This window comes from Kocuria sp. 2SI (assembly GCF_005502825.1).
Taxonomy (GTDB): Bacteria; Actinomycetota; Actinomycetes; order Actinomycetales; family Micrococcaceae; genus Kocuria; species Kocuria palustris.
Genome location: NZ_SCNB01000013.1, coordinates 1 through 23,556 on the forward strand (window position 1 = coordinate 1; position 23,556 = coordinate 23,556).

At 69.5% G+C, this 23,556-nt stretch carries 26 protein-coding genes and 1 riboswitch; of the genes, 7 read left to right on the top strand and 19 right to left on the bottom strand.

The genetic code is table 11. The annotated features are described in order from the left end of the window. Positions 1–38 precede the first annotated feature (38 nt). Both FFS25_RS08715 and FFS25_RS08720 read left to right on the top strand, forming a co-directional pair. Positions 39–356, top strand: a complete 318-nt coding sequence (locus FFS25_RS08715; RefSeq protein ID WP_206390518.1) for a DUF2316 family protein — start codon at positions 39–41, stop codon at positions 354–356. 172 nt (positions 357–528) lie between these two features. Continuing rightward, positions 529–1,995, top strand: coding sequence for an APC family permease (locus FFS25_RS08720; RefSeq protein ID WP_249933836.1), 1,467 nt, complete (start codon positions 529–531; stop codon positions 1,993–1,995). 79 nt (positions 1,996–2,074) lie between these two features. Here the strand turns inward: FFS25_RS08720 and FFS25_RS08725 are convergent, their stop codons facing one another. From FFS25_RS08725 to FFS25_RS08775, 11 genes are all read right to left on the bottom strand, one after another. Next, positions 2,075–3,382: an aspartate aminotransferase family protein gene (locus FFS25_RS08725; protein WP_212742738.1), complete on the bottom strand. Its 1,308-nt coding sequence runs from the start codon at positions 3,380–3,382 to the stop codon at positions 2,075–2,077. Between the two features lie 31 nt (positions 3,383–3,413). Next, the gene (locus FFS25_RS08730; protein WP_137802614.1) at positions 3,414–4,592 is read right to left on the bottom strand and encodes a M20 metallopeptidase family protein; all 1,179 of its coding nucleotides are present in this window, start codon (positions 4,590–4,592) and stop codon (positions 3,414–3,416) included. Between the two features lie 20 nt (positions 4,593–4,612). Continuing rightward, positions 4,613–5,797 (bottom strand): amidohydrolase family protein, encoded by a 1,185-nt coding sequence (locus FFS25_RS08735; protein ID WP_137802615.1) that lies wholly within the window; start codon positions 5,795–5,797, stop codon positions 4,613–4,615. Beyond that, the gene (locus FFS25_RS08740) at positions 5,787–7,085 is read right to left on the bottom strand and encodes a type I glutamate--ammonia ligase (protein WP_053448121.1); all 1,299 of its coding nucleotides are present in this window, start codon (positions 7,083–7,085) and stop codon (positions 5,787–5,789) included. Before FFS25_RS08740 ends, FFS25_RS08735 begins: the two co-directional genes overlap by 11 nt. A 60-nt stretch (positions 7,086–7,145) precedes the next feature. After that, positions 7,146–8,081 (bottom strand): MurR/RpiR family transcriptional regulator, encoded by a 936-nt coding sequence (locus FFS25_RS08745; RefSeq protein WP_137802616.1) that lies wholly within the window; start codon positions 8,079–8,081, stop codon positions 7,146–7,148. A gap of 94 nt (positions 8,082–8,175) precedes the next feature. Continuing rightward, positions 8,176–9,060, bottom strand: a complete 885-nt coding sequence (locus tag FFS25_RS08750) for a prenyltransferase (RefSeq protein ID WP_137802617.1) — start codon at positions 9,058–9,060, stop codon at positions 8,176–8,178. Then, entirely contained in the window at positions 9,057–9,389 is a 333-nt protein-coding gene (locus FFS25_RS08755; RefSeq protein ID WP_006214345.1) for a lycopene cyclase domain-containing protein, read from the bottom strand. The genes FFS25_RS08750 and FFS25_RS08755 overlap by 4 nt, the downstream gene beginning before the upstream one ends. Continuing rightward, positions 9,386–9,727 carry a lycopene cyclase domain-containing protein gene (locus FFS25_RS08760; protein WP_006214346.1) on the bottom strand — a complete coding sequence of 114 codons (342 nt, stop codon included), beginning with the start codon at positions 9,725–9,727 and terminating at the stop codon, positions 9,386–9,388. Before FFS25_RS08760 ends, FFS25_RS08755 begins: the two co-directional genes overlap by 4 nt. Beyond that, on the bottom strand, positions 9,724–11,271 hold the full coding sequence (gene crtI, locus FFS25_RS08765) for a phytoene desaturase family protein (RefSeq protein WP_171004151.1): 1,548 nt from the start codon (positions 11,269–11,271) through the stop codon (positions 9,724–9,726). Before crtI ends, FFS25_RS08760 begins: the two co-directional genes overlap by 4 nt. Further along, positions 11,268–12,119, bottom strand: a complete 852-nt coding sequence (locus tag FFS25_RS08770; RefSeq protein ID WP_137802618.1) for a phytoene/squalene synthase family protein — start codon at positions 12,117–12,119, stop codon at positions 11,268–11,270. Before FFS25_RS08770 ends, crtI begins: the two co-directional genes overlap by 4 nt. Next, the gene (locus FFS25_RS08775) at positions 12,116–13,234 is read right to left on the bottom strand and encodes a polyprenyl synthetase family protein (RefSeq protein ID WP_283957210.1); all 1,119 of its coding nucleotides are present in this window, start codon (positions 13,232–13,234) and stop codon (positions 12,116–12,118) included. Before FFS25_RS08775 ends, FFS25_RS08770 begins: the two co-directional genes overlap by 4 nt. Before the next feature lie 65 nt (positions 13,235–13,299). Here FFS25_RS08775 and FFS25_RS08780 point away from each other — a divergent pair, with 65 nt between their 5' ends. Beyond that, positions 13,300–13,824: a MarR family winged helix-turn-helix transcriptional regulator gene (locus FFS25_RS08780; RefSeq protein ID WP_137802619.1), complete on the top strand. Its 525-nt coding sequence runs from the start codon at positions 13,300–13,302 to the stop codon at positions 13,822–13,824. Positions 13,825–13,895: 71 nt separating this feature from the next. On the opposite strand, the gene dnaB is transcribed toward FFS25_RS08780, so the two are convergent. Both dnaB and FFS25_RS08790 read right to left on the bottom strand, forming a co-directional pair. Continuing rightward, positions 13,896–15,710, bottom strand: coding sequence for a replicative DNA helicase (dnaB, locus tag FFS25_RS08785; RefSeq protein WP_137802620.1), 1,815 nt, complete (start codon positions 15,708–15,710; stop codon positions 13,896–13,898). A 388-nt stretch (positions 15,711–16,098) separates the two neighbouring features. Further along, on the bottom strand, positions 16,099–16,500 hold the full coding sequence (locus tag FFS25_RS08790) for a YfhO family protein (protein WP_137802621.1): 402 nt from the start codon (positions 16,498–16,500) through the stop codon (positions 16,099–16,101). Positions 16,501–16,606: 106 nt separating this feature from the next. On the opposite strand from FFS25_RS08790, the gene FFS25_RS08795 reads away from it, so the two are divergent. The 4 genes from FFS25_RS08795 to FFS25_RS08810 all read left to right on the top strand — a co-directional run bounded on the left by FFS25_RS08795 (position 16,607) and on the right by FFS25_RS08810 (position 20,116). Continuing rightward, complete coding sequence (locus FFS25_RS08795; RefSeq protein ID WP_137802622.1) at positions 16,607–17,185, top strand: MarR family winged helix-turn-helix transcriptional regulator; 579 nt, start codon at positions 16,607–16,609, stop codon at positions 17,183–17,185. 201 nt (positions 17,186–17,386) lie between these two features. Then, positions 17,387–18,529 (top strand): LLM class flavin-dependent oxidoreductase, encoded by a 1,143-nt coding sequence (locus FFS25_RS08800; RefSeq protein ID WP_137802623.1) that lies wholly within the window; start codon positions 17,387–17,389, stop codon positions 18,527–18,529. Next, positions 18,526–19,188 carry an FMN reductase gene (locus tag FFS25_RS08805; RefSeq protein WP_137802624.1) on the top strand — a complete coding sequence of 221 codons (663 nt, stop codon included), beginning with the start codon at positions 18,526–18,528 and terminating at the stop codon, positions 19,186–19,188. Before FFS25_RS08800 ends, FFS25_RS08805 begins: the two co-directional genes overlap by 4 nt. A 138-nt stretch (positions 19,189–19,326) precedes the next feature. After that, a riboswitch (TPP riboswitch) is annotated at positions 19,327–19,419 on the top strand. Continuing rightward, a complete protein-coding gene (locus tag FFS25_RS08810; RefSeq protein WP_137802625.1) occupies positions 19,412–20,116 on the top strand; it encodes a thiaminase II/PqqC family protein in 705 nt (234 codons plus the stop codon). (Overlaps the previous riboswitch by 8 nt.) Here FFS25_RS08810 and FFS25_RS08815 read toward each other — a convergent pair. The 6 genes from FFS25_RS08815 to rpsF all read right to left on the bottom strand — a co-directional run bounded on the left by FFS25_RS08815 (position 20,009) and on the right by rpsF (position 23,462). Then, a complete protein-coding gene (locus FFS25_RS08815) occupies positions 20,009–20,644 on the bottom strand; it encodes an MMPL family transporter (protein ID WP_137802626.1) in 636 nt (211 codons plus the stop codon). The two genes, FFS25_RS08810 and FFS25_RS08815, sit on opposite strands and share 108 nt — an antisense overlap. Before the next feature lie 75 nt (positions 20,645–20,719). After that, positions 20,720–21,277, bottom strand: a complete 558-nt coding sequence (locus tag FFS25_RS08820) for an MMPL family transporter (RefSeq protein ID WP_137802627.1) — start codon at positions 21,275–21,277, stop codon at positions 20,720–20,722. Positions 21,278–21,571: 294 nt separating this feature from the next. Next, positions 21,572–22,021, bottom strand: a complete 450-nt coding sequence (rplI, locus tag FFS25_RS08825) for a 50S ribosomal protein L9 (RefSeq protein WP_137802628.1) — start codon at positions 22,019–22,021, stop codon at positions 21,572–21,574. 18 nt (positions 22,022–22,039) lie between these two features. Continuing rightward, entirely contained in the window at positions 22,040–22,276 is a 237-nt protein-coding gene (gene rpsR, locus FFS25_RS08830; RefSeq protein ID WP_006214361.1) for a 30S ribosomal protein S18, read from the bottom strand. Between the two features lie 113 nt (positions 22,277–22,389). Next, positions 22,390–22,989, bottom strand: coding sequence for a single-stranded DNA-binding protein (locus FFS25_RS08835; RefSeq protein ID WP_137802629.1), 600 nt, complete (start codon positions 22,987–22,989; stop codon positions 22,390–22,392). 125 nt (positions 22,990–23,114) lie between these two features. Then, on the bottom strand, positions 23,115–23,462 hold the full coding sequence (gene rpsF, locus FFS25_RS08840; RefSeq protein ID WP_024289509.1) for a 30S ribosomal protein S6: 348 nt from the start codon (positions 23,460–23,462) through the stop codon (positions 23,115–23,117). Positions 23,463–23,556: the final 94 nt, after the last annotated feature.

Consider the following 23,556-nt stretch of genomic DNA (forward strand, 5'->3'; position numbering starts at 1 on the left):
ACCGGGAGCCGCACCCGCCCCCGAGCTCAGGAGCCCTCATGTCCCTCACCGACGCCCAGACCGCGCGCACAGGTCAGGAGCTGCGCCGCCATCTCGAGGTCTCGGACCTGACGCGTCAGCAGCTGTGCGAGTGGCTCGACCTGCCACCGTCCGAGCTCGAGCACGTCCTGCAGATGGACGGCCACGCCCACCCCGTGACGACCTGGCTGGTCCGCGATGCGCTCGACCAGGCGGTCGCCGAGTCAGGTGCCGACGCCGGCGGCTGGTCGGTGCTCACGGCAGCCCGGCGCCGTGAGGCCCGCCTCTGGTTCCGCCTGCAGGACGTGCCGCCACGGCCCATGACCGGCCAGACATGAGCGGAGGGGGCCGAAAGCCCCAAGGACATGTATCAGCAGGAAAAGGATTGCGGCAGCTGGGGTCCGTCTGTAACTTGCAGCACAAGAAGACTCTTCTCCACCCAGCTGACCCTCGGCTCACGGCCTGATACTCCGGGCGCGGTGCCCGACGGCGGCGGAAAGCCTGATCCCCATGGCACAGGACCACCAACCACCTAGCAGCGTTGCCGCGGTCGGCCAGGCACCCTCTGCAACCCGGGAGCTCGCAGGCCGCCTGCGCACCCCCGAGGTCGCTGCGATATCCGTGGGCTTCATGGGCCCCGTCATGGCCATGAGCCTCAATGGGATCGGTGTCGCAGGCCTCGTGGGCGCAAGCGTCCCCTTCACATTCGCCGTCTCGTTCCTGGGCACCATGCTGGTGGCCTACGCCTTCATCCGGCTCACGGGCTACGTGACCCACGCTGGGTCGGTCTACGCGCTGTCCGGGGTGACCCTGGGCGCCCGAGCCGGCTTCTTCGGCGGCTTCGCGCTGCTGGGCACCTACCTGTTCTTCGCGGTGTGCATCGCCGGGGCCTGCGCCGTGTTCTTCCAGGCCATGATGGCGGAGCTCGGCCTGGCCTTCGCAGACGGGTTGTGGATCCTGATCCCGGTGGTGGTCGGCGCGCTCGTGCTGGTGCTCAACCTGCGCGAATCGGCCGTCACGGCCCGCACTCTGCTGGCCATCGGCATGATCGGCATCCTGGTGATGCTGATCCTGGGCGTCGTCATCGTCGTGCGCGTGGCCTCGGGGAGCGCCCCGGTGTCCACGGGGCTGGACCTGTCCACGCTCGCTCCTGGCGGAGCTCCGCTGTCGGCCATCATGACGGCCTCCGTGTTCGGCTTCCTGTCATGGGCCGGCTTCGAGTCGGGGACGTCGCTGTCCGAGGAGGCCGAGGACCCCAGGAAGACGATCCCCCGCGCACTGGGCGCAGCCGTGGTGCTGGCCGGCCTGATCTACACGTTCATGATGTTCGCCCAGACCATCGGCTTCGGCACCGACGAGGCCGGAGTCGCCGCCTTCGCGGGTGCCTCTTCGACCCTGACCACGCTGTCGTCGACCTACATCGGAGCGTGGTTCGCAGTCCTGATCTCCGTGATCGCGTTCCTGGTGGCCTTCGCCTCTCTGCTGTCCTCGACGGCCGCCGCGGCGCGCCTGCTCTTCGCCCTGGCCCGCGACGGCTTCGGCCCGGCCGTCTTCGCTCGGACCAGCCCGAGCACTGGCGTCCCCGGTCCGGCCGTCGTGCTGGTCACGGTGTTCACGGTCATCGTCGCCTGCCTCTCGGGCGTCCTGGGTGCCGGCTCCGTGGATGTCTACTACTGGTTCGCCACCATCGCCACGCTGTGCATGGTGGTGGCCTACGGCATGACAAGCGTGGGCATCATCCGCTTCATCCTGCGTCCGGGCAGCGCAGTCCCGCGCTGGGAACTCATCCTCCCGGCGCTCGGACTGGCCTACCTGGTCTTCGTCTACGCGGTGCAGATCATCGGCCAGGAGGCGCCGTACACCTGGTTCCCCTGGATGGCCGGGGCATGGTGCCTGATCGGTCTGATCATCGTGATCGCCCGCCCGGCGCTGGCCGAGCGCATCGGCAAGCGCATGACGGCCGAGTACCTGGTCTGAGGTCTCCGGCTGAGGATCTCAGCCGGAGAGCGGACCGCCTCGGCTGAGATCTCTTCAGCGGCAGCCCGGCGACGTCGGCTCACCAGCCCCCGAAGCCGGCCGCAGCCTGAAGGTCAATGCGTCCGTCTTCGACATCCGCGACGGCCTGCCCCAGCAGCTCGATCCCGTGCAGCAGCTGCTCGGCGGTGATCGTCAGCGCCGGGGTGAGCTCGATGATGTTCGACTCCGGACCCACCGGATAGGCCACCGCGCCCAGCTCGAAGGCCCGATGGACGACGGCCGCGGTCTCGGCATCGGCGGCCGACCCGTCTGCCCGGCGCAGCTCGATCCCGGCCACGATGCCGCGGCTGCGCACATCGTGGATCAGCTCGTGACGCCCGGCCAGCCCTGCGAGCGCCGCAGACAGCTCCCGCCCCAGCTCGCCCGCACGCCCGATCAGGCCCTCGGCCTCAAGCGTCTCGAGCACTGCCAGCCCCGCCGCCGCACACACCGGGTTGCCGGCCAGCGTCAGCAGCGAGGCGCCCGGCGCGGCCTCCCACACCTGCCGCGGGGCGATCGCCGCGGAGAGCGGCATGCCGCCACCGAGGCCCTTCCCTAGGGTCACCACGTCGGCGACGACCCCATCGCAGCCGCTGGCCAGCAGGGACCCGGTGCGGCCCATGCCGACCTTGACCTCATCGACCATCAGCAGCGTCCCCGTGCGATCGCACGCCTCTCGCAGCGCAGGCAGGAACGCAGGTGAGGGGACGATCAGCCCGCCGTCGGCCATGATCGGCTCGACCGCAGCGGCCGCGAAGCGCCCGGTCTCCAGCGCGGCCACGGCGGCCTCGACATCGCCGTAGGGCACCTGCTCGACCCCGGGATCCATCGCTATGCCGTCAGCGGCATAGAAGCCGGAAGCATGCTGCGCCGGTCCCAGTCCGCCGTGGTACGAGTTCTCGAAGACCAGGATCCCGGGCCGGTCCGACCAGGCCCGGATCGCCCGCAGGGCAGCGGAGTTGGCGTCGGATCCGCTCAGCCCCAAGTGCACGGCAGCCTGACCGCGCCCTGCGGACAGGGGCACGACCTCGAGCAGGTTCTCGGCCAGCCGCGTGCTCGCGGGGTTGGCGGCCGAGAGCACGCCCACACTGGGCATCCGCGCCGCTTCGGTCGCGATCGCCTCGACGACCCGGGGATGCGCGTAGCCCACCGCGGCTGCGCCCCAGCCCGCCGACAGGTCGATCAGCTCCCGACCCTCCGGGGAGCACAGCACGCTTCCGCGAGCGTCTTGGACCTCGAGCGGGAAGAACCGCAGGTGCTCGGAGACAGCGATGACCGCAGCGTCGCGCGCGTAGAGGGCTCCGTCGGTCAGGCCGACCTCCGTCGAATCCATGCTGCTGCGCGTCATCGTCGCTCCTTCCAGGGCCGGGGGCCCGCGATCAGCTGTGCGATTCAGCTCCCAGATCCATCTCGATCATCTGCGCGGCGGCGAGGTAGCCGGCGCACATGGCCTGGGCGACGTGGCGGACGTCGTCGTCGCCGGGAAGGAAGTCGCTCGTGTGCAGACCGCCACCGGCCCCCGTCCCCACGAACATCATCAGCGCCGGGATCTGCTCACCGTAGAACGAGAAGTCGTCCGAGCCCAGCGAGCGCAGGGAGTCCGAGATCGAATAGCCCCGACTCTCCAGGTGCACGCGCGAGAGCTCGGTGAGCCCCGGGTGGTTGTCCAGCACCGGCTCCCCCGGGGTGATCGTCACCTCGGCCCGGCAGCCATGGGCTGCGGCGACCCCGGTGGCCACGGACTGCAGCTGCTCGCGCAGCAGTCCGCGGGTCTGCGGATCCAGAGCCCGCAGGGTCCCTCGGGCGCGGGCGGTGCCGGGGATGACGTTGGCGGCCTCCCCCGCGATGATCGAGGAGACCCCCAGCACCGCCGAGCGCATGGGATCGACCATCCGGCTGACGACCGCCTGCAGCGCCACGACCACCTGGGCCGTTGTCAGCACCGGATCCACGGCCAGGTGCGGATAGGCGGCGTGACCGGGGGAGCCGGTGATCTCCACGACGAACTCGTCCGAGGCCGCATTGACGCCCCCGGGCACGCACGCCACCTGCTGGTGCCCCAGCGTCGGCTGGATGTGCGCGCCGATCATGGCTGCGCACTCCTGATCGCGCAGCACGCCGGCGGCCATGATGTCCTCCGCGCCGGAGGGATAGGTCTCCTCCCGAGGCTGGAGCACCGCCAGCAGCGAGTGCGGCACTCCGATCTCGTCGACGGCCCCGGCGAGGGCGACCAGAGCGGCCATGTGGACGTCGTGCGCGCACGCATGCATGACACCGCCGTTCCGCGACTCCCATTCCACGCCGGTGGTCTCATGGATCGGCAACGCGTCCATCTCACCGCGCACGCCGATCGCCGGGCCCGGCCTTCCGAGCCGCAGCACCGACCCGGTCCTTGCAACATCCGTTCTGGTCATCCCCTCGGGCAGGGCGGCGACGACGGCATCGCGCGTCGGGGCCTCCTCCCCGGAGAGGCTGGGACGCCGATGCAGCTCATGCCGCAGTTCCACGGCGGCGGGCAGGTGCCGCTCCAGCGCGTCCCACAGGGGTGCGGCGTCCATCGAAGCAGTGCGCTCCTCTCTCATGCGCGGGACTGGGCCTCGCGCGTCTCGTCCAGTCCGTAGACACGGCATGCGTTGTCCCGGCCGATCATCTGCAGGATGCGCTCGGGCTCCTCCTCGGGCCAGTCTCCCTGATCCACCCAGCGATCCATGACGGCGGCGGTGGCCCGACGCCACAGCAGGGAGCCCAGGTAGTGCAGCTCCGGGGGGCCCCAGGCATCGGAGGAGTACAGCAGCTTGGAGAACGGGGTCAGCTCCATGGACTCGGCGACGATCTGGCGGCTGGCCGCCCCCGAGTAGTTGATGCTCAGCCCCACGTCGCAGTAGACGTGCGGGAAGACCTGGGCCAGGTAGCCGGCATTGCGATGGAAGGGGTAGCAGTGCAGCAACATGATGCGGCTGCCCGAGCCCTCGATGTCGCGCAGCCAGCTGGTCAGCAACAGCGGATCGCAGCGGTGGAGGTCCAGATCGGGATCGCCGTAGCCGCAGTGCAGCTGGATCGGCAGCCCGGTGTCGCAGGCGACATAGAGCAGCCATCGCAGCAGCACCGGATCCTCCACGCGCAGCCCCTCGCCCTCGACGAGCTCGCCCAGCCACCGGCGCGCGGCAGCCAGGACCTCGTCGGGGCTGGGACGACGGGGCTCGAAGTCGAAGCCGAAGCGGTAGGCGATGATCGACTTCCAGCCTGCGGCCTTCTCGGCAGCTCGGGCCACAGCCGCCTCGAAGCTCTCCTGCAGCTGCTCCGGCTCGCAGTCCACAGCGACCTGCTCCAGCAGCGCCTCCAGACGCACGATCTCGTGGACGGAGCCGCTGAGGTGCCCGCGCATCTGCTCCGCGCTCCAGATGGAACCGGTGCCGAAGCCCGTGTCGACCACCCAGCCGGAGACGCCGGCGCCCTCCAGGAAGAGCTCGGCCAGCTCATCGGCCGTGCTCTGGCTGCGACGAGCCACGTAGGCCTCGGGCGAGGCCCCTGACTCAAGGCCCAGCAGCGGCGCACAGTGCTGGCGGATCGCGAAGCCCACCTGGGAGTCGAAGACCGTGGTCCCCTCCGGGATCGGGCGATCCGACTCGGTGAGCAGCATCTCGAGCTGCTCGCGCGTGACGTCGCCGGACAGGGGGCCATGCACGTGGTGATCCACGAGCCGGATGCGCTGTGCGGACTCCCAGGTGCCCCGCGGGCTCGCGGCCGAAGTCTCAGTACGCATCGGCGACCTTGGCGCACAGCTGCTCGTCGGTCAGACCCTCGACCGCCCGCAGCTCGGCATGCTTGATGTGCAGGTAGGTCTGCAGCAGATCGGGGTGGAACCACCCGGACGCGATCTCGTCGCTCGCGAGGCACTCAAGCGCCTCCGAGACCGAGGCAGGCAGCCGCGGGACGTCGGCCAGCTCCTCGCTGGCGGTCTCCTCCGGCCACACCCGTTCCGGCTCGTAGTCGCGGGTGATGCCCTCGAGACCCGCGCGCACCAGGGAGCCCAGCACGAGCCACGGGTTCGATGTGGCGTCGGCGGCACGGAACTCCAGGTTGAGCTGCTGGGTGGGATCGCCGCCCCCGATGGTCGAGGTAGGGCATATGCGCAGAAGCGACTCGCGGTTGCGCTCGCCCAGGAAGATCCCGCCCACGCTCCAAGTGTCCGGAGCCAGGCGCAGGTAGGAGTTCGGCCCGCAGGCGCTCAGCGCCGTGAGCGCCTTGGCGTGGCGCAGGATGCCAGCTGCGAACTTCTGACCGATCTGCGAGAGGTTCGCCGGGCCCTCGTCGTCGTACAGGACCGGCGCGCCCGTCTTGGCGTCATGCAGGGAGAGGTGGACGTGGACGCCGTTGCCGCCGGAATCCGGCGCAGACAGCGGCGCGAAGGTCACGCTGCGGCCGTGGCGCTGCGCGAGGTCGTGGATCAGGTCCCTGAGCAGGATCGCCCGATCTGCGGCGACGAGCCCCGGGGCCGGCTTGAGGGTGATCTCGTACTGCTGGGTCCCGTACTCGGGCAGCCAGTTCTCGGGATCGAGCCCCACGGCATCGAGCAGCTCCACGAGCTCGGTGCCGAACGGCTCCGCATCGCGGAAGCGGCGCAGGGAGAACGGGGCGCTGTCCGCGGCATCGCGGATCGTGAACTCGTGCTCGAAGGAGGCGATGATCTCCAGCCCCGTCCGCTCGGTGAAATCCTCGAGCGCCCTGCGGGCGAAAGTCCGGGGACAGCAGTGCCATTCCCTGCCGTCGGGGTGGCGCTGCTCGGCGAGCAGGAGACGGACCTCGGGCTTGTCCTGGCCTGCGGGGATGTCGATCCCCGTCGTCGCATCTGGTACGAGGCGCAGGTCGCCGGTCGAGCCGAAGACATTGCCGTCGGCGATGTGGCCGAAGCAATCGATCGCGAGATTAGCGGGGACCCACCCGACTCCGCGACGAAGGGCCCGAGTGGTGTCGGCGGAGGGCACCGCACGACCTCGGGTGTGCCCCACCAGGTCGTTGGTGGCGATGAAGGTCAGGGTCGGAGCAGCCATGGTTCCTCAGACGGGCCGGGGGTCCGGAACAGCATCCGGACCCATGGGTCATCCTGCGTTTCAGAACGACGTGATCTGTTTCATTCTGTTTCGCACGTTACATCCATTGCCGGTCCGCGTACAGCCCCAGGCCTCATCGGCCGCACCCGCCTCCAGCTCGGCCTGGGCCTCGAACTGCGCGACCCGCTGCATCCCGGCATCGCCCAGGATCTCCGTCACGGCCGCCACCAGGCTCTCGGTGAGCGCTGTGGCCGCCACCGCAGAGTCGAACGGGGAAGCACTCTCCACGCGCGCCGGCAGCACGTGCCGCGCCGCATCCGCGATCGGCGAGAGCCAGCTGTCCGTCATCAGCGCCACGGTCGCACCACGACGGCGCATCTCCGCGGCCAGCTCGTGACTGTCCTGCGAGTACCGGCGGTAGTCGTAGATGACGAGCAGGGTCGACGACGATGCCGAGAGCACCGCGTCTCGGCAGGCGATGACCTCCTGCGGCAGCAGCTGGACCCCCGGGCGCAGCAGCTGGAGGTGGCGGACCAGGTAGTCGGCCTGCAGCCCCGAGAAGCGCCCACCCGCCACCACGATCCGCTTGCCGGGGTCGGCGAGCATCTGGGCCACCGCCGTGAACTCTGATTCCGGCAGCTCGTCATACGTCCTCTGGACGGCCTCCAGCACGGTCCGCGCTGTTCGGGCCAGGACTCCATCACCGCCCTCCGCCGCGCGCTTCTGCTCGTACTGGCGCAAGGGGGAGCCATCGTCATTGAGCTCGGCGATCAGCGCCCGCTGTAAGTCTGCGAAGCCCGAGTAGCCCAACCTGCCGGCGAAGCGCAGCACGGTGGGGGCGCTGACCTGCGCCTCCCCCGCCAGCTGCGCGACAGTGGTCAGCCCAGCGCTCGGATACCGCGCCAGCAGCGCACGGGCGACCTTCCGCTCGGCATTGCTGAGGCTGTCCATGGAGTCCTGGATGCGGAGGCGGATCGATGGCGTGGCAACGGGCATGAGGCGAGACTATCCGCCCTCGGGCCCCTGCGATCTGCGGTGCACAGTCCCTCTCCGCCATGTTCCCGAACCGCGGGCAGCCCCTCCCGGCAGATCACCGGCCCCACGCGATCCACAGCAGCAGGAGCGTCAGCAGGAACCCCGTGACCATGTTCAGCCAAAGGAAGCGCCGCCAACCGCGGCGCGCCACCTCGCAGCGCTCATCAGGAACGTCATGGAACGGGAGGATGCTCACCAGGTACGGCACGGCCAGCAGCCCGGCCAGCGCTGCGGGCCATTCCGCCGCGGCCATCACGAGCCCGGCTGCGGCGTAGAGCCCGAGCGCCAGCCGGACAGTCCTGCGAGCGCCGAGAGCCGTGGCGATCGACCCGATCCCCGCGTCCCGGTCGGCGATCACATCCTGCACCGCCCCAAAGGCCTGGGACGCCATGCCCCACAGGAAGAACGCGAGCAGGGAGACGGCGGCCGTCGTCGTCAGGGGCGCGCCCGTGAGCGCCAGACCGAAGGCCGCCGGGCCCACGAAATGGGCGGACGACGTCATGGAGTCCACCACCGGACGCTCCTTGAACCGCATGCCAGGGGCGGAATATGCCACGACAGCCACCAGGGTGACCACCAGGACCGCCGCTGATGCCCAGGACCCCCACCAGAGCAGCGCGAGCACGAACGGAACCGGCAGCAGGCAGGCCCACCACAGCGTCAGTCGGTGCCAGCGGGAGGCCAGCACGATGCCTTCGACCCCGCCCTTGCGGGGATTGCGCAGATCCGATTCGTAGTCGAAGACGTCATTGATGCCGTACATCAGCAGGTTGTAGGGCACCAGGAAGAAGACGGTCCCCACCACCAGCTCGGCAGTGAGCCCCCCACCGGCCATCAGATAGGCGGCCGCGAACGGGTATGCGGTGTTGACCCAGCTCAGCGGCCGGGACGCACCCACGAGCTGCCGGGCCGCTGCTGCCGTCCCCTCAGTGCGTGTCATCGGCCGCTCCTCTCCCGTTCGCCGTCATCCGCCGGCCGAGCGAAGAGCTCCCACAGGGACGGCAGCAGCAGACCGGCCGCAATCGGCCAGGCCAGGTCCTCGATCGGGGCCAGGCCCACGAACCAGCCGTGCAGCTGCGCCTCGTCGTAGCGGAAGAGGTCCACCGCGATCATGAGGCTGTCGAACACGACGGTCAGCAGCAGCAGGCCGAGGATCGTCAGGGCCGTCGTCGCCCACCAGGCAGACCCGAGCCTGCGTCGCCAGGAGACCAGGACGGCGATGACGGCCGTCGCGGCCACGAACAGCGCGGCGAGGGCGGCATAGGTCATCGCGCACCCTCCTTCGGCAAGGCCCGAGAGCGATCGACGGCCAGCGCGATCAGTCCCCGCAGCACGAGCGTGAGGTAGCAGAGGAAAGTGATGAAGACGATCTCCTCCAGGGGCAGCTCGGGCGCCAGCATGAGCCCGGTCATCGGTCCCTGCCCCTTGCCGTAGTGCCCCGAGGCGATGGCCGCGAGATCCCACAGCAGGAAGACCGCGATCCCTGCGATGACAGTGAGCGCGCCGGCTCGCGGCGCCCGCCACAGCACCAGACGGAAGCGGCGGTCGAGCAGTGCCATGCAGCCGGTCGAGATCAGCAGGGCGCCCAGGTAGATCAGCCCCGTCATGACAGCTCCCGCGCGATCCGGTCTGCGACGATCTCGGCGCTGATCAGGCACATGGGCAGCCCGATCCCCGGGATCGTGCTCGACCCGGCGTAGTAGAGCCCGTCCACCTTCCGAGAGCGGTTGCCGGCGCGGAACATGGCGCTCTGGCCGAGGGTGTGCGCCGGACCGAGCATGCTGCCTCGCCAGGCCCCCAGGTCCTCGGAGAAGTCCGCAGGGCCCACGGTGCGCCGCACCACGATGCGCTGGGCCAGGTCCCCGTGGCCGGACCAGCGGGCCACCTGGTCGATCGCGGCATCGGCGATGGCCTCGATCCGCGGATCACCGCCGCCGTCGATCCCTCCACGTCCCAGCTGAGGGTCGGCGGGCATGGGCACGAGCACGAACAGGTTCTCCTGACCCGACGGCGCAGCCGACGGGTCGGTGGCCGAGGGCCGGCACACGTAGACCGACGCAGGCTCCGGCACTCGACCGTCCGCGATGGCGGCGAAGTTGCGCCGCCAGTCCCGCGTGAAGAACAGGCTGTGGTGCGGCATCCGCTCCAGCGCACCGTCCACACCCAGCATCACGAGCACCGCGCCCGGACCGCTGGTGCGCCGGGTCCACCAGGACTCGGGGTAGGTCTGCAGGTGCTCGGGCAGCATCGTGGTCTCCGTGCGGTGCAGATCGGCCGTGGACACGACGACGTCCGCCTCCAGAACGCGCTCGATGCCCTCGGCATCGCGGAATCGCACCCCCGCCGCCTGCGCACGTGTCCCGCGACGGCCCCCTGCGGCTGTGCGGATCTCGGTGACCTCCGCCCCCGTGTGCAACCGGGCTCCAGCAGCTCGGGCCAGCCGCTCCATGACGGTCATGAGCTCACCGAAGCCGCCCTGCGGGTAGAGCACCCCACCGGTGAGGTCCATGGCGCTCATCAGGTGGTACAGCGCAGGCGTCCTGTCCGGCGAGGACCCCAGGAAGACGGCGGGATAGCCCAGGACCTGACGCAACCGCGGGTCCCGGAATCGTCGCGCCGTGAAGCGCTCGAGTGACTGCAGCAGCAGCGGGCCGAGCCGATGCGCCGATCCCAGGACGCGGCGATCCATGAAGGGCCGCAGCGAATCGAAGGATGTGTAGAGGAAGCGGGCCAGCGCCAGCTCGTAGGTGGAGCGGGCGGAGTCCAGATAGCGCTCCAGGACCTGGCCGGCACCGGGCTCGATCTCCTCGAACCGCTCGATGTTGGTCCGGACATCGGCCGCGATGTCCAGCGGCTCGTCGTGGCCCTCGAAGAACACCCGGTACCCCGGATCGAGCTGCTGCAGATCCAGCTGCTCGTCGACGCTCGTGCCCATCAGCTCGAAGAACCGCTCGAAGACCTCCGGCATCAGGTACCACGAGGGCCCGGTGTCGAAGCGGAAGCCGTCTGCCTCCCATGTCCCGGCACGGCCGCCGAGGGCCCCCCGCGATTCCAACAGGTCCACGGACCAGCCGCGCCGGGCCAGCAGCGCGGCCGTGGCCAGCCCCGAGATGCCCCCGCCGACGACCACAGCCCGACGTTCCCGGCTCATGGGCGGCCTCCCAGCGCACGCAGGATGATGACCGCTTTTCGCGCATCGGGCACCCGGATCCTGGTGCGCCGGATCTGCGCGGCAGGGGTGCGGCGCAGGCGCCGTGAGAGCTCGGCGAACAGCCCGTGCGCAGCACTGACCGCCCGGCGGCTGTCGGGAGGCAGCTGGGCGATCGCCTCGGCGGCCACCGCCAGGTCGGCATCGATGTCATCCAGCAGCTCGTCGCGCCGGCTGTCGGTGAACGCCTCCGGATCCAGGCCGGGGAAGTACGTCCGTCCCAGCAGGTCGTGATCATCGGCCAGATCCCGCAGGAAGTTGATCTTCTGGAAGGCAGCGCCCAGCCGCTGCGCCCCGGGGGCCAGCCGCTCGTAGGCACCGCCGTCCGCCCCCAGGAAGCAGTGCAGGCACATCAGCCCGATCACCTCGGCGGAGCCGTATACGTAGTCGTCCAGGCTCTCGTCGTCATGGGTGCGCAGTCCCAGATCGGCGCGCATGGAGGCGAAGAACGGGCGGATCAGCTCCGGACCGACGCCCCGCCGTCGCGCGACGGAGGCGAAGGCCTGGACCACCAGATTGGCGCTGCGCCCGTGCTGCAGGGCTCGGAGCGTGTCGGCCTCGAGCTCCTCCAGCAGCTCGGACCGCAGCTGCGGGCTCAGGCCCGGATCCGGGTCATCGACGATCTCATCGGCCACGCGCACCAGTGCGTAGAGGCTGCGGATCTCCGAGCGAGTCGGCTCGGCGAGCAGTCGCACGGCCCACCCGAAGGACGTCGAATAGCGGCCGATCACCTCGGCGGCACTCGCCGCGGCCACCCGGTCGTAGCGCGACACCGGCCTCACCGCCGTCATGACGCCTGCTCCCGAAGCGGAGCCGCACCGAACTGACCTTCAGCGCTGTGCGTCGTCATGGCTGAGATCGCTGTCCCCCTCAATCGCTCGATCAGCTGGGCCACCACGGCTTCCAGCTCTGCCGGGACGGCAGGTCGAGCTGCCAGGCGCAGAGACTCGTCGAGCTGCTGGTCGGCCAGATCCTGGACGGCGCGCCGGGCACCGCACCCGGTGAGCAGATCACGGGCTCGATCGGCCTGCTCCTCGCCCAGCTCCGGGTCCCCGATCAGCGCGCTGAGCTCCGTCCAGCACGACGTGCCTCGAGCCAGGGCCAGCAGCGCAGTGGGCTTGGCCTCGCGCAGGTCGGAGATCACGGTCTTGCCGGTCAGCTCCTGGCGGCCGAAGACCCCCAGGAGGTCGTCCAGCAGCTGGAACCCGATGCCGACCAATCGCCCGATCACATTCAGCTTCTCGAGCAGCTCCCACGGAGCATCGGCCAGGACGGCCCCGACCTGCATGGGCAGCTGGAAGGAGTAGGCGCTGGTCTTGAGCTCAGCCACCCGGAGAGCGTCCTGGAGCTGCAGCGCCTGCCCCTCGCCGACCCGGCTCAGGCGCACGTCCGCCAGCTCGCCGGATGCCGTGGCGTGGACCGCCTCCTCCAGCAGCTCGAGCAGCTGCTCGGTCTGGGCGGCCGAGGCGCCGCTGCGGGCCATCAGGCGCAGGGCCGAGACCAGCGCCAGATCACCGGCCAGGATCCCTGCGGCGGAACCCTGCCGCTGTGCCGCTGCCGCGCTCGCACCCGTCCTCCGGGCCTGCACCTCGAAGGCTCCGGAGACGTTCGGCCGCCCGCGGCGAGTGTCGTCGCCGTCGATCACATCGTCATGGACCACGAACGCGGTGTGCAGCATCTCGACCGCCGCGGCAGCACTGGCGACAGACTCGTACCGAGTGCCTCCAAGGGCCGCATGGACGGCGATGACGAGGTCGGGGCGCAACCCCTTCCCACCTCGGGCGGCTTCATCGAGCGCGCCCCACAGCTGTGCGTGCTCAGGCCCGAGACGTGCGGAGCGCTCCCCACCGCGCCTCCACACTTGCTGCAGCTCGCGCTGCACGGTTGCCGGCTTCTGCTGACTCATCACGTGGGCCAGCCTCGCACAGAAAAGCTAGCCTGCCTAGATAACTATTCAGATACCCTTCGCCCATGACCCGGCCCCCAGAGCAGGGGTCGTCGAGCGACTCCTACTGGTACGACGACTCCGCCCCCGAGCGCGAGCTTCTGCGCGCCATGCGACGCCTCCAGCGCGCCCGTCGCCACATGCATCACCGAGCCACCGCCGAGATGGAGCTGAACCCCACCGACCTGAAGGCTCTGCAGCTGATCATCGCCGGCGAGCGCGCCGACGACCCCCTCACCGCCTCCGCCCTGGCCGCCGAGCTGGGGATTTCCACCGCCTCCACCGCCAAGCTGCTCAACCGCCTCACCAACAGGGGCCACCTCCGGCGCATGCGCCATCCCCGCGACGGCCGGTCCGTGACCGTGGTCGCGCAGCCGCTGGCTCACGAGCGGCTGCGAGACGTCATGACACAGCCCCATGACCGGATGCTCGAGGCGGCCCGACGGGTTCCCGAGGAGTCCAGGCAGGCGGTGCTCGATTTCCTGGCGGACATGACTCAGGCCTTCGAAGGGACCGGAGAGCCGCAGCAGGCCACGGACCGCAAGATCTGAGGATCCGGGCTGAACACAGGTCGGCCCTGACCACGGATGACGTCAAGGGCTCCCAGGAGGCGGCCTCCGGGTCAGAACCCCTCGTTCGCCATGTTCGCGAAGCGGGAGTAATGGCCCTGGAAAGCCACCACGATGGTCTTGGTGGGGCCGTTACGGTGCTTGGCCACGATCACGTCCGCCTCGCCTGCGCGCGGCGACTCCTTGTCGTAGACGTCATCTCGGTGCAGAAGGATCACCATGTCGGCATCCTGCTCGATCGAGCCCGATTCGCGAAGGTCCGAGACCATCGGCCGCTTGTCCGTGCGCTGCTCGGAACCACGGTTCAGCTGCGACAGCGCGATCACGGGGACGTCGAGCTCCTTGGCCAGCAGCTTCAGCGCACGCGAGAACTCCGAGACCTCCTGCTGGCGCGACTCGACTTTCTTGCCCGAGCTCATCAGCTGCAGGTAGTCCAGCACCACGAGCTTGAGGTCGTGCTTCTGCTTCAGGCGGCGGCACTTGGCGCGGATCTCCATCAGCGACATGTTCGGGGAGTCGTCGATGAACAGCGGCGCCGAGTCCAGCTTGCCCATGGTGGAGGCGATCTTGCCCCACTGCTCGTCCTGCAACGTGCCCTTGCGCAGGTCCTGCAGGTTGAGGGTGGCTTCGGCCGAGAGGATCTTCAGGGCGATCTCGTTGCGCGCCATCTCGAGCGAGAAGATCGCGGTGGTCATGTTGTGCTTGATAGCAGCAGAGCGAGCGATGTCGATGGCGAACGTGGAGTTGTGCGTGGGGATGAACGTCCGTCCCGCCAGGAACAAGTGCTCCGGATGATCGACCTGCAGGCACCGGACCGGGACCGAGGCCACCGACTCCACGGCGACGATCGCCCGCTCGGTTCCCGGCTCAATGCCGCCGTCATGGCACAGCGGGAGTCGGGCGTCATCCGGAATGCGCACGAGGTGGCGCTGCGAAGAGGCCGCGATCTGCCCCGTGGTCACCACGCTGGCCGAGCCCGCATCAGCCGCACCGGCTCCGACAAGCACGGCAGTCCGCGTATGCGTCAGCCACTGGTGCTCCTCATCGGCGATGATCTCGCTGCCGTCGTCGAAGCTGACCCGGTAGCAGGGCCGGTCGAGCATCACGTCGGTGGCGGCCGTGACCGTGGTGGGTGCGCCATCTGCGGCGAGCACCTGGTCGCCCACGGAGACCTCTCCCATGGTCGTCCACCCGGTGGGCGTGGGGATGGGGGTGTCCAGCGCGAGCGCCTTGCCCATGGCCGGCCTGGCCGCGATCACGATCATCTGCCCGCCCTGCAGACCGTGGGTCAGCTCGTCGAACTCGACGAATCCGGTGGGCACGCCCTGCATGCCGGAGCGGCCGCCAGCGTCCTCGATCTCCTGGACGGTGGACTCCACGACGTCCTTGAGGACCACGTAATCCTCGGAATTGCGCCGCTCGGCCACCGTCATGATCTCGGACTGGGCCTCGTTGACCAGGACCTCAACCTCGCCGTCCTGCGAATAGCCGAGCTGGACGATCTTGGTGCCGGCGGTGACCAGGCGGCGCAGCACGGCGCGCTCCTGGACGATCTCGGCGTAGAACCCGGCATTGGCCGCGGTGGGAACCGACGAGATCAGCGAGTGCAGGTAGGCCGGCCCGCCCGTCCTCTCGAGCTCGCCGCGCTTGGTCAGCTCGTCGGCCACGGTGATGGCGTCGGCGGGTTCGCCCTTGCCGTAGAGGCTCATGATGGCCTCGTAGATGGACTCGTGCGCCGGCTTGTAGAAGTCGTTGCCGCGCAGCACCTCCACGACGTCCGCGATGGCGTCCTTGGACAGCATCATGCCGCCGAGCACGGACTGCTCGGCGACGTTGTCGTAAGGGGGAGTGCGGATCTCTTCGGACACGACGGGGCCTTTCCAGCGCTGACTGCAGCCAGGACGACGACGGCCGCCCGGCCCGCCCATTCTGGCCCACCGAGCCGACGTCATCAGCCGCTCGGCCGGAACGCTTGAAATTACATGCGGGTGCTTTATCCACTGATTGTGGATAACTTGTGGATGCCCTGTGGGGCGCGCCGTGCAGGACTGTGCGCAACCGGTGCAGATCTCCCTGCCCAGCTGTGGATATCCACAGGCTCAGACTTCGTGAACGACGGATGAATCACCAGGTCAGAGTGTGATTCCAGGGTTTCTCCACGGCGTGTGCACAACTCTCCACAGGCCGTGTCCACACGAGACGTGGGCATTCCCACAGGGCTGTGTCGTCGTGCGTCGCGCGGCTCGGCAACCGAGCTCAGGACCCCATGGCCAGCTGCAGCAGCAGCATCAGGGTGGCCGGGCTGATCAGCACCGAGAGGATCATCACGATCACATTCCAGGGCCTGTGCCGCCGATAGGAGATCGTGCTGGCCAGCGCAGTGAGGAACGCCCCCACCTCCGCCAGCGTGGCCACGATCAGCCCCCCGAAGAACGTGAGGGTCATGGCCACGCCGGAACCGGTGTTGCCCAGCCCGAAGCCCGCCACGAAGGCCGCGAGCCCCACGACCCACAGGATGACGGCGATCGGCAGCAGCCGCGGCTCGGCCTTGCCCTTGCGGCGCTTCCGCTGCGCAGAGGCAGGCGCGGCGGAGGAGCGGCCCGCTCCTGACCGGGCCGCGGCGGGCTGACGTCGGGCGCTGCGGGAACTGGGGAACATGGCGGACATGGTGCCATCACCTGCTGGATGCCGGCTCACGTGAAAGTGAGCGGCAACCCGCAGCCACTCACTGATGACGCGTCACGTTTGTCGCTATCCTGGGGGCATGACGACGGCACCCGACACCGACCCCCGCAGCCTCCCCTCAGACGCCGACGAGCCCGGGGGCTCCCCCTCGACGGCAGCTGGCACGGGCGGCTCCGGCGACGGCGTCGACTGGCTGTCCGCGCACGAGGAGACCGTCTGGCGCCGCTGGCTCGCCGTGAGCAGCCGCATCCCCGCCGCCCTGTCCTCGCAGCTGCAGTCCGATTCCGGCCTGTCGCTTCAGGACTACGACGTCCTGGTCATGCTCAACGACAGCGAGAGCTCCTCCTGCCGGATCACCGAGCTCGCCGGGCTGCTGGACTGGGAGCGCTCGCGCATGTCCCATCACCTCACCCGGATGGAGAAGCGCGGCCTGATCGCCCGCTCGGCCGCCCCGGACGACGGTCGGGCGCAGCTCGCGCAGCTCACCGAAGCCGGTCGCCAGGCCCTGGCCGCAGCCGCCCCGGGCCACCTGGGCGCCGTGCGCAGGTCGTTCTTCGACGCCCTCGATGCACAGGACATCGAGGACCTGGACCGCATCACCTCCCGGATCGCCCGCAAGCTCGACATCCGCCGCCCGGACTGCGCACCGATCGACTGACCCGCGCAGGCCGGTTGCCGCCCTGCGCTGACACGGCCTGGCGCATCACGACGACAGCGCGTTCGTCGTTCCCGCCGTCCCTCGAGCACGGCGAACCTATTGGTTGACATGTCACCTACATCGACGCATACTGTTTCGTGAAACGTCACGCGAGTGCCGGAAGACCCCGGGCTCGCGAGTCGCATCCAAGGAGCGAGCACCATGCAGTTCGGCATCTTCACCATCGGCGACGTCACCCCGGATCCCACAAACGGCAAGGCGCCGTCCGAGGCCCAGCGCATCCGGTCGATGACCAAGTACGCCCTCAAGGCGGAAGAGGTGGGACTGGACGTCTTCGCGACCGGCGAGCACCACAACCCGCCGTTCGTGCCCTCCTCACCCACCACGCACCTGGCCTATATCGCCGCCCAGACCGAGCGCCTGCGCTTCTCCACGGCCACCACGCTGATCACCACGAACGACCCCGTGAAGATCGCTGAGGACTACGCCTTCCTCCAGCACCTCTCCGGCGGTCGTGTGGATCTCACCATGGGCCGTGGCAACACCGGTCCGGTCTACCCCTGGTTCGGCAAGGACATCCGCCAGGGCATCCCGCTGGCCATCGAGAACTACCACCTGCTGCGCAAGCTGTGGCGCGAGGAGGTCGTGAACTGGCAGGGCAAGTTCCGCACCCCGCTCAACAGCTACACCTCCACCCCGTGGCCGCTGGATGACACCCCGCCCTTCGTGTGGCACGGCTCGATCCGCTCCCCGGAGATCGCGGAGCAGGCCGCCTATTACGGCGACGGCTTCTTCCACAACCACATCTTCTGGAACATCGAGCACACCGCCTCGATGGTGAACCTCTACCGCCAGCGCTTCGAGCACTACGGCCACGGCGCCGCCGACCAGGCGATCGTGGGCCTGGGCGGCCAGATCTTCGCCGCTGAGACAGAGGCCGAGGCCAAGCGGGTCTTCCGCCCGTACTTCGACAACGCGCCGGTCTACGGCCACGGCCCGTCGCTCGAGGACTTCTCGCGGATGACCCCGCTGACGGTCGGCACCCCGGATCAGATCGTGGAGCGCTACCTGGGCTACGCGGATCAGGTGGGCGACTACCAGCGCCAGATGTTCCTGCTGGATCACGCCGGCCTGCCCGAGGAGATGGTCCTGGAGCAGATCGAGATCCTCGGCCGGGAGATCGTCCCGCGCCTGCGCGAGGGCTTCGAGGCACGTCGCCCGGCGCACGTGCCCTCAGACCCACCCACCCACGAGACCCTGCGCGCCCAGGGCCCGGACTCCAGGCACCGCCAGGTCATCAACGCGCGGCCGCAGGACGAGCAGAAGGAGGATGAGCAGCGATGACCCGGCAGCTCGTCGTCGTCTCGGCGGGGCTGTCCTCGCCGTCGTCCACCCGCCTGCTGGCGGACCAGATCGCCCAGGCCGTCGAGTCCCGGGTCGGCGCCCGGGGCGAGGCCCTGGAGGTCCACCACGTGGAGCTGCGGGACCTGGCCCTGCCGCTGGCGCAGGCCATGACCACGGGCGGGCTGCCCGATCCGCAGCTCGACGACGTCAAGCGCCTGGTCGCCCAGACCGACGGGCTGGTGGCGGTCACGCCGATCTTCCGGGCCTCCTACTCGGGGCTGTTCAAGATGTTCTTCGACGTCCTCGACGACGAAGCGCTGATCGACCTCCCGGTGCTCATCGCCGCGACGGCCGGCAGCCCGCGCCACAGCCTGGTCCTGGGCCACGCGCTGCGCCCGCTGTTCTCCTACTCGCGGGCAGTCGTGCTGCCCACGGGCGTGTTCGCCGCGACCGATGACTTCGGCTCCGGGGACACCGGAGGCCTGGAGTCGCGGATCGCTCGAGCCGCCTCCGAGATGGCGACAGCACTGGTGGCCGAGTCCGCCGGGATGGAGGGCTTCCTGCCCACCGAGCCCGCGCGGGCGCCGCGTCGCAGCGGTGTGGACCTGGGTCCGGTCACGGACTTCGCGAACCTCCTCAAGGGCCACGACGGCTCCTGACGGGCTCGCAGAGCTCTCGAAGGCCCCATAGGCCGCCTGACCTGCTCATATGTCGAATGTGACATATGAGCAGGTCTCGTCTCTCGCAGCGGAACCGGCTGCCGCCCTATCGGCATCCGATCCTGCCGCCTACAGTGGGCTGCGGACACGGGGTGCGCCGCCGGCGCTGAGATCAGACCCGTGGAACCTGCTCCAGCTCGCACTGGCGAAGGGATGTCCCCTGATGAACTCCACCTCGAACATCGCCCCCCAGCCCGCCGTCGAAGCGGCCGGTCCATGGACGCAGTCGCTGTGGGATGCCGGCGCGCAGACGGCAGCCGAGATTCAGGACTCGAGATTCGTGCGCGCCCTGCTGGACGGAACCCTCGACGACGCGCGGTTCACGTTCTACCTCGCCCAGGACGCCCTGTATCTGGCCGGCTACGCCCGGGCCCTGGCGGCTCTGTCCGCACGCTGCGATCACGCCCAGGACCAGCTCGCGTGGGCACAGGCCTCGGTCGGCTGCCTCACGGAGGAGGCCCAGCTGCACCGCACCTGGATGGCCGCCCGTCCGGAGGCCGCCGACGAGCCCGCCAGCACCGTCACCGCGGCCTACACGGACTTCCTGCTGGCCGCCGCCCTGGGACAGGACCGAGCTGTCGGCGCTGCTGCAGTGCTCCCCTGCTTCTGGCTCTACGCCCAGGTCGGAGCCTGTCTGCCGGCCGTGGAGCCGGATCACCCGTATGCCGCATGGCTGGAGACCTACCGCGATCCCGACTTCGTGGCTGCAACCGCTGCAGCCCTGGAGCGCGTCGAGCGGGAGCTCGCACAGAGCTCGGAATCAGGCCGTGCGGCAGCACAGCGGGCCTATCTGGCAGGCTGCCGCCACGAGCTGGCGTTCTTCGATCAGGCCCTGACTCAGGATCAGTCGGAGATCATCCCGCGCTGAGAGCGCGGACCGACTGACGGGGGCCTCCGCCAGCCCGATCCGATCGTGCACCCACCGCAGCGGGGCCGGTGCCCACCAGTTGGCCCGCCCGGCGATCCGCATGAACGCGGGCACCAGGACGCCGCGCACCAGGGTCGCATCGAGCAGGATCGCGAACGCCGCGCCCAGGCCGAACAGCTGCATGAAGCTCACCTGGCTCGTCCCGAAGGCCGCGAACGTCACCGAGAGCACCAGCGCCGCGAGTGTGGTGATGCGCCCGGTGTGCGCGAGCCCCTCCACGACCGCCATGCGGTTGCTGCCCGTCTGCTCCCACATCTCCTTCATGCGCCCGATCAGGAACAGCTCGTAGTCCATCGACAGCCCGGAGGCGATGCAGAACAGCAGCACGGGCATGGACATGTCCAGCGGGCCCTGCGCGAAGCCCAGGAACCCGGAGAGCCAGCCGTGCTGGAACACGAGCGTCTCCACGCCCAGCACCGCCGACAGGGCCAGCACGTTCATCAGCAGCGCCTTGATCGGCAGCAGCACCGAGCCGGTGAACAGGACCGTCCTCCCGGCTGTCTGCAGGGTGCGCCGCAGGGCATCCTCGACGCCTTCGGCCCGTCACGGCGAGCTGCGTTCCAGCCCGCGGCGCCCGAGCTCCTCACGGAAGCGGCTGACGATCAGCAGGAAGTAGTCGATCGCCAGTCCGAGCCCGAGCGCGGTGATGGGGTTGATCGAGAAGATCGACACGTCGGTGAGCTGGGCGATGATCCAGGTCGAGAAGAACGCGCCGAACACCGCGAACGCCCCGACCGCCAGGGGCAGCACCGCAGAGACCACGCTGCCGAAGACCACCAGCAGGAGCACCAGCGTGATGGGCACGGCGATGCCCTCGGCCAGCCCCAGGTCCTTCATCACCTGCTGGCTGTTCGAGGCGATCATGGGCGCGGAGCCGCCCACCGGGACCTCGGTGCCGTCGCTGCGCTCCCCTGTCAGATCCTCCACGAGCTCGGTCGAGATCTCGGTCTGCTCGGCCTCGGAGCCTTCGATGTGCGCCACGACCATGCCCGTGCGGCCATCGTCGGAGCTCAGAGGGTCGGCCATGCCGGGGTCGCTGTACGTGTGGACGGACTCGATGCCGTCGTGCTCGCGCAGATCCGCGGCGATCTCCTCCCCCACGTCAGCGGAGTCGGCCGTCCTGGGGACGGGTCATGCGCCCGCAGCAGATCCGCGCCGCGCCCGGGCCCCGAGGGCCGGGAACAGATGCGAGATCACCGCGCAAGGGACCGCATCAGGGCCTGCCCTGCGTCCCTGCGCAGGGCCGTCGTCGTCATCCGCCGAACGGTGACCTGTCAGGGGCAGAGCCGCCCGCCGGCGCCCGACAGGCCCGGCAACGACGACGAGCCGCCGCCCCGCGTAAGGGGCGACGGCTCGTCGGTCAGGCGTGCCGTGCAGGACGGCTCACCCGAAGGATCAGGCGGGGACGACCTCGAACTCGATGTTCGCATTGACGTCCTCGTGCAGGCGCACGGTGGCCTGGTAGGTGCCGACGGTGCGGACCTGCTCGCGGATCTCGACCTTGCGCTTGTCGATCTCGCCCAGGCCGGCGGCCTTGACGGCGTCGGCGACCTGCTCGGCCTTGATCGAGCCGAACAGACGGCCCTCGGCGCCGGCCTTGGCCGGGACCGTGACGGTGGCCGAGATCAGCGAGGCCGCCAGGGCCTGCGCGTCCTCGAGCGAGGCGAGCTCACGGGCCGCACGAGCGGCCTTGATGGACTCGATCTGGCGCTCGGCGCCCTTGGACCACTGGGTCGCGAAGCCGCGGGGGAAGAGGTAGTTGCGGGCGTACCCGTCCTTGACCTCGACCACGTCACCGGCGGAACCGAGGTTGGAGACCTCGTGCGTCAGGATGATCTTTGCCATGAGTGTGTTCCTTTCCGATCAGCGGCCGGAGCCGGCGTAGGGGAGCAGGGCGACCTCACGGGCGTTCTTGACGGCCTGGGCGATCTTGCGCTGCTCCTGGACGGAGACGCCGGTCACGCGACGCGCGCGGATCTTGCCGCGGTCGGAGATGAACTTGCGCAGCAGCGCAACGTCCTTGTAGTCGATCTCGGTGACGCCTGCGGCCTTGAGCGGGTTCGCCTTCGGCTTGGGCTTGCGAATCTCATGCTTCGCCATCGTGGTGCTCCTTCTGAAGCGTGGAGCCCGCAGTGCTCTGCGGGATGGAAATGTGTTCTGTCTCCCGGTTCTGCGCCGGGTGGGTGCGAGGGCTCAGGCGCTCGGGCCGCCGATCAGAACGGCGGCTCGTCGTCCTGTCCGGTGCCCCAGTCGTAGCTGCCGCCGGCGGACTGGCCCCAGGGATCGTTCTGCGGGGCCGCCTGCTGGCGCCCACCGCCCTGACCGCCCTGGTTGTAGCCGCCGGAGGACTGGCCGCCGCGGTTGCCGCCGAAGCCGCCCCCGCCGCCATTGTCCCAGCCGCCGGACTGCTGTCCGCCGCCGCTGAAGCCGCCGCCGGACCCGCCTCCGCGGGACTGGCGGTTGACCTTCGCCGAGGCGAAGCGCAGCGACGGGCCGATCTCATCGACGTCGAGCTCCATCACGGTGCGGCGGTCGCCTTCCTTCGTGTCGAAGGACCGGGACTTGAGCCGCCCCTGGGCGATGACGCGCATGCCCTTCTGCAGCGTCTCGGCGACGTTCTCCGCCGCCTCGCGCCACACCGAGCAGCGCATGAACAGCGTCTCGCCGTCCTTCCACTCGTTGGACTGTCGGTCGAACTGGCGCGGGGTCGACGCGATCGTGAAGTTCGCGACGGCCGCACCCGACGGCGTGAAGCGCAGCTCGGGCTCAGCGGTCAGATTGCCGATGATGGTGATGATGGTGTCGCCGGCCATGGGACTCTCCTTCCGGAGAACTCGCGGTGATGGGGCTGGTGCTCCCCCATCCTCCTCCGCCGCTCAGGACGGAGTCGGTGGGATCGCACCCGATGCAGCTCGCGCCGTCACCGGCGCCGATCTGCTCAGGCCTCGGCGGTCTCGGCGACGGGCTCGCCGTTGACGTCGTGGTGCGGGTGGATCCGCTGCTCCTCGGGACGGATGATCTTGGTGCGCATGATCGCCTCGTTGAGGTTCAGCACACGGTCGAGCTCCTGTGAGGTAGCGGGCTCGGCGTGGAAGCGCACGACGGCGTAGATGCCCTCGGACTTCTTCTGGATCTCGTAGGCGAGACGGCGGCGACCCCAGATGTCGATGTTGTCGACGGTGCCGTTCTCACGGGTGACGACCTCGAGGAACTTCTTCAGGGTCGGCTCGACCGCGCGGTCGTCGACCTCCGGGTTGATGATGACCATCAGCTCGTATTCGCGCATGGAAAGAACCCACCTCCTTCGGGCTGGAACGGCTGCGGTCTCTCCGCAGCAGGAGGTTCAATGCGAGTCCGTGGCAGTCGGCCCCGACGGGGCC

Excerpts from the sequence above, each read along its gene's own strand:
- rpsF (WP_024289509.1), bottom strand. The coding sequence starts at position 23,462 with ATGCGCGAATACGAGCTGATGGTCATCATCAACCCGGAGGTCGACGAC.
- FFS25_RS08810 (WP_137802625.1), top strand. The coding sequence starts at position 19,412 with ATGAACTCCACCTCGAACATCGCCCCCCAGCCCGCCGTCGAAGCGGCC.
- FFS25_RS08780 (WP_137802619.1), top strand. The coding sequence starts at position 13,300 with ATGACCCGGCCCCCAGAGCAGGGGTCGTCGAGCGACTCCTACTGGTAC.
- FFS25_RS08720 (WP_249933836.1), top strand. The coding sequence starts at position 529 with ATGGCACAGGACCACCAACCACCTAGCAGCGTTGCCGCGGTCGGCCAG.
- FFS25_RS08755 (WP_006214345.1), bottom strand. The coding sequence starts at position 9,389 with ATGACCTATGCCGCCCTCGCCGCGCTGTTCGTGGCCGCGACGGCCGTC.
- crtI (WP_171004151.1), bottom strand. The coding sequence starts at position 11,271 with ATGAGCCGGGAACGTCGGGCTGTGGTCGTCGGCGGGGGCATCTCGGGG.
- FFS25_RS08805 (WP_137802624.1), top strand. The coding sequence starts at position 18,526 with ATGACCCGGCAGCTCGTCGTCGTCTCGGCGGGGCTGTCCTCGCCGTCG.
- rplI (WP_137802628.1), bottom strand. The coding sequence starts at position 22,021 with ATGGCAAAGATCATCCTGACGCACGAGGTCTCCAACCTCGGTTCCGCC.
- FFS25_RS08800 (WP_137802623.1), top strand. The coding sequence starts at position 17,387 with ATGCAGTTCGGCATCTTCACCATCGGCGACGTCACCCCGGATCCCACA.
- FFS25_RS08745 (WP_137802616.1), bottom strand. The coding sequence starts at position 8,081 with ATGCCCGTTGCCACGCCATCGATCCGCCTCCGCATCCAGGACTCCATG.
- rpsR (WP_006214361.1), bottom strand. The coding sequence starts at position 22,276 with ATGGCGAAGCATGAGATTCGCAAGCCCAAGCCGAAGGCGAACCCGCTC.
- FFS25_RS08725 (WP_212742738.1), bottom strand. The coding sequence starts at position 3,382 with ATGACGCGCAGCAGCATGGATTCGACGGAGGTCGGCCTGACCGACGGA.
- FFS25_RS08790 (WP_137802621.1), bottom strand. The coding sequence starts at position 16,500 with ATGTTCCCCAGTTCCCGCAGCGCCCGACGTCAGCCCGCCGCGGCCCGG.
- FFS25_RS08770 (WP_137802618.1), bottom strand. The coding sequence starts at position 12,119 with ATGACGGCGGTGAGGCCGGTGTCGCGCTACGACCGGGTGGCCGCGGCG.
- FFS25_RS08730 (WP_137802614.1), bottom strand. The coding sequence starts at position 4,592 with ATGGACGCCGCACCCCTGTGGGACGCGCTGGAGCGGCACCTGCCCGCC.
- FFS25_RS08715 (WP_206390518.1), top strand. The coding sequence starts at position 39 with ATGTCCCTCACCGACGCCCAGACCGCGCGCACAGGTCAGGAGCTGCGC.
- FFS25_RS08795 (WP_137802622.1), top strand. The coding sequence starts at position 16,607 with ATGACGACGGCACCCGACACCGACCCCCGCAGCCTCCCCTCAGACGCC.
- FFS25_RS08750 (WP_137802617.1), bottom strand. The coding sequence starts at position 9,060 with ATGACACGCACTGAGGGGACGGCAGCAGCGGCCCGGCAGCTCGTGGGT.
- FFS25_RS08760 (WP_006214346.1), bottom strand. The coding sequence starts at position 9,727 with ATGACGGGGCTGATCTACCTGGGCGCCCTGCTGATCTCGACCGGCTGC.
- FFS25_RS08775 (WP_283957210.1), bottom strand. The coding sequence starts at position 13,234 with ATGAGTCAGCAGAAGCCGGCAACCGTGCAGCGCGAGCTGCAGCAAGTG.
- FFS25_RS08740 (WP_053448121.1), bottom strand. The coding sequence starts at position 7,085 with ATGGCTGCTCCGACCCTGACCTTCATCGCCACCAACGACCTGGTGGGG.
- FFS25_RS08735 (WP_137802615.1), bottom strand. The coding sequence starts at position 5,797 with ATGCGTACTGAGACTTCGGCCGCGAGCCCGCGGGGCACCTGGGAGTCC.
- FFS25_RS08835 (WP_137802629.1), bottom strand. The coding sequence starts at position 22,989 with ATGGCCGGCGACACCATCATCACCATCATCGGCAATCTGACCGCTGAG.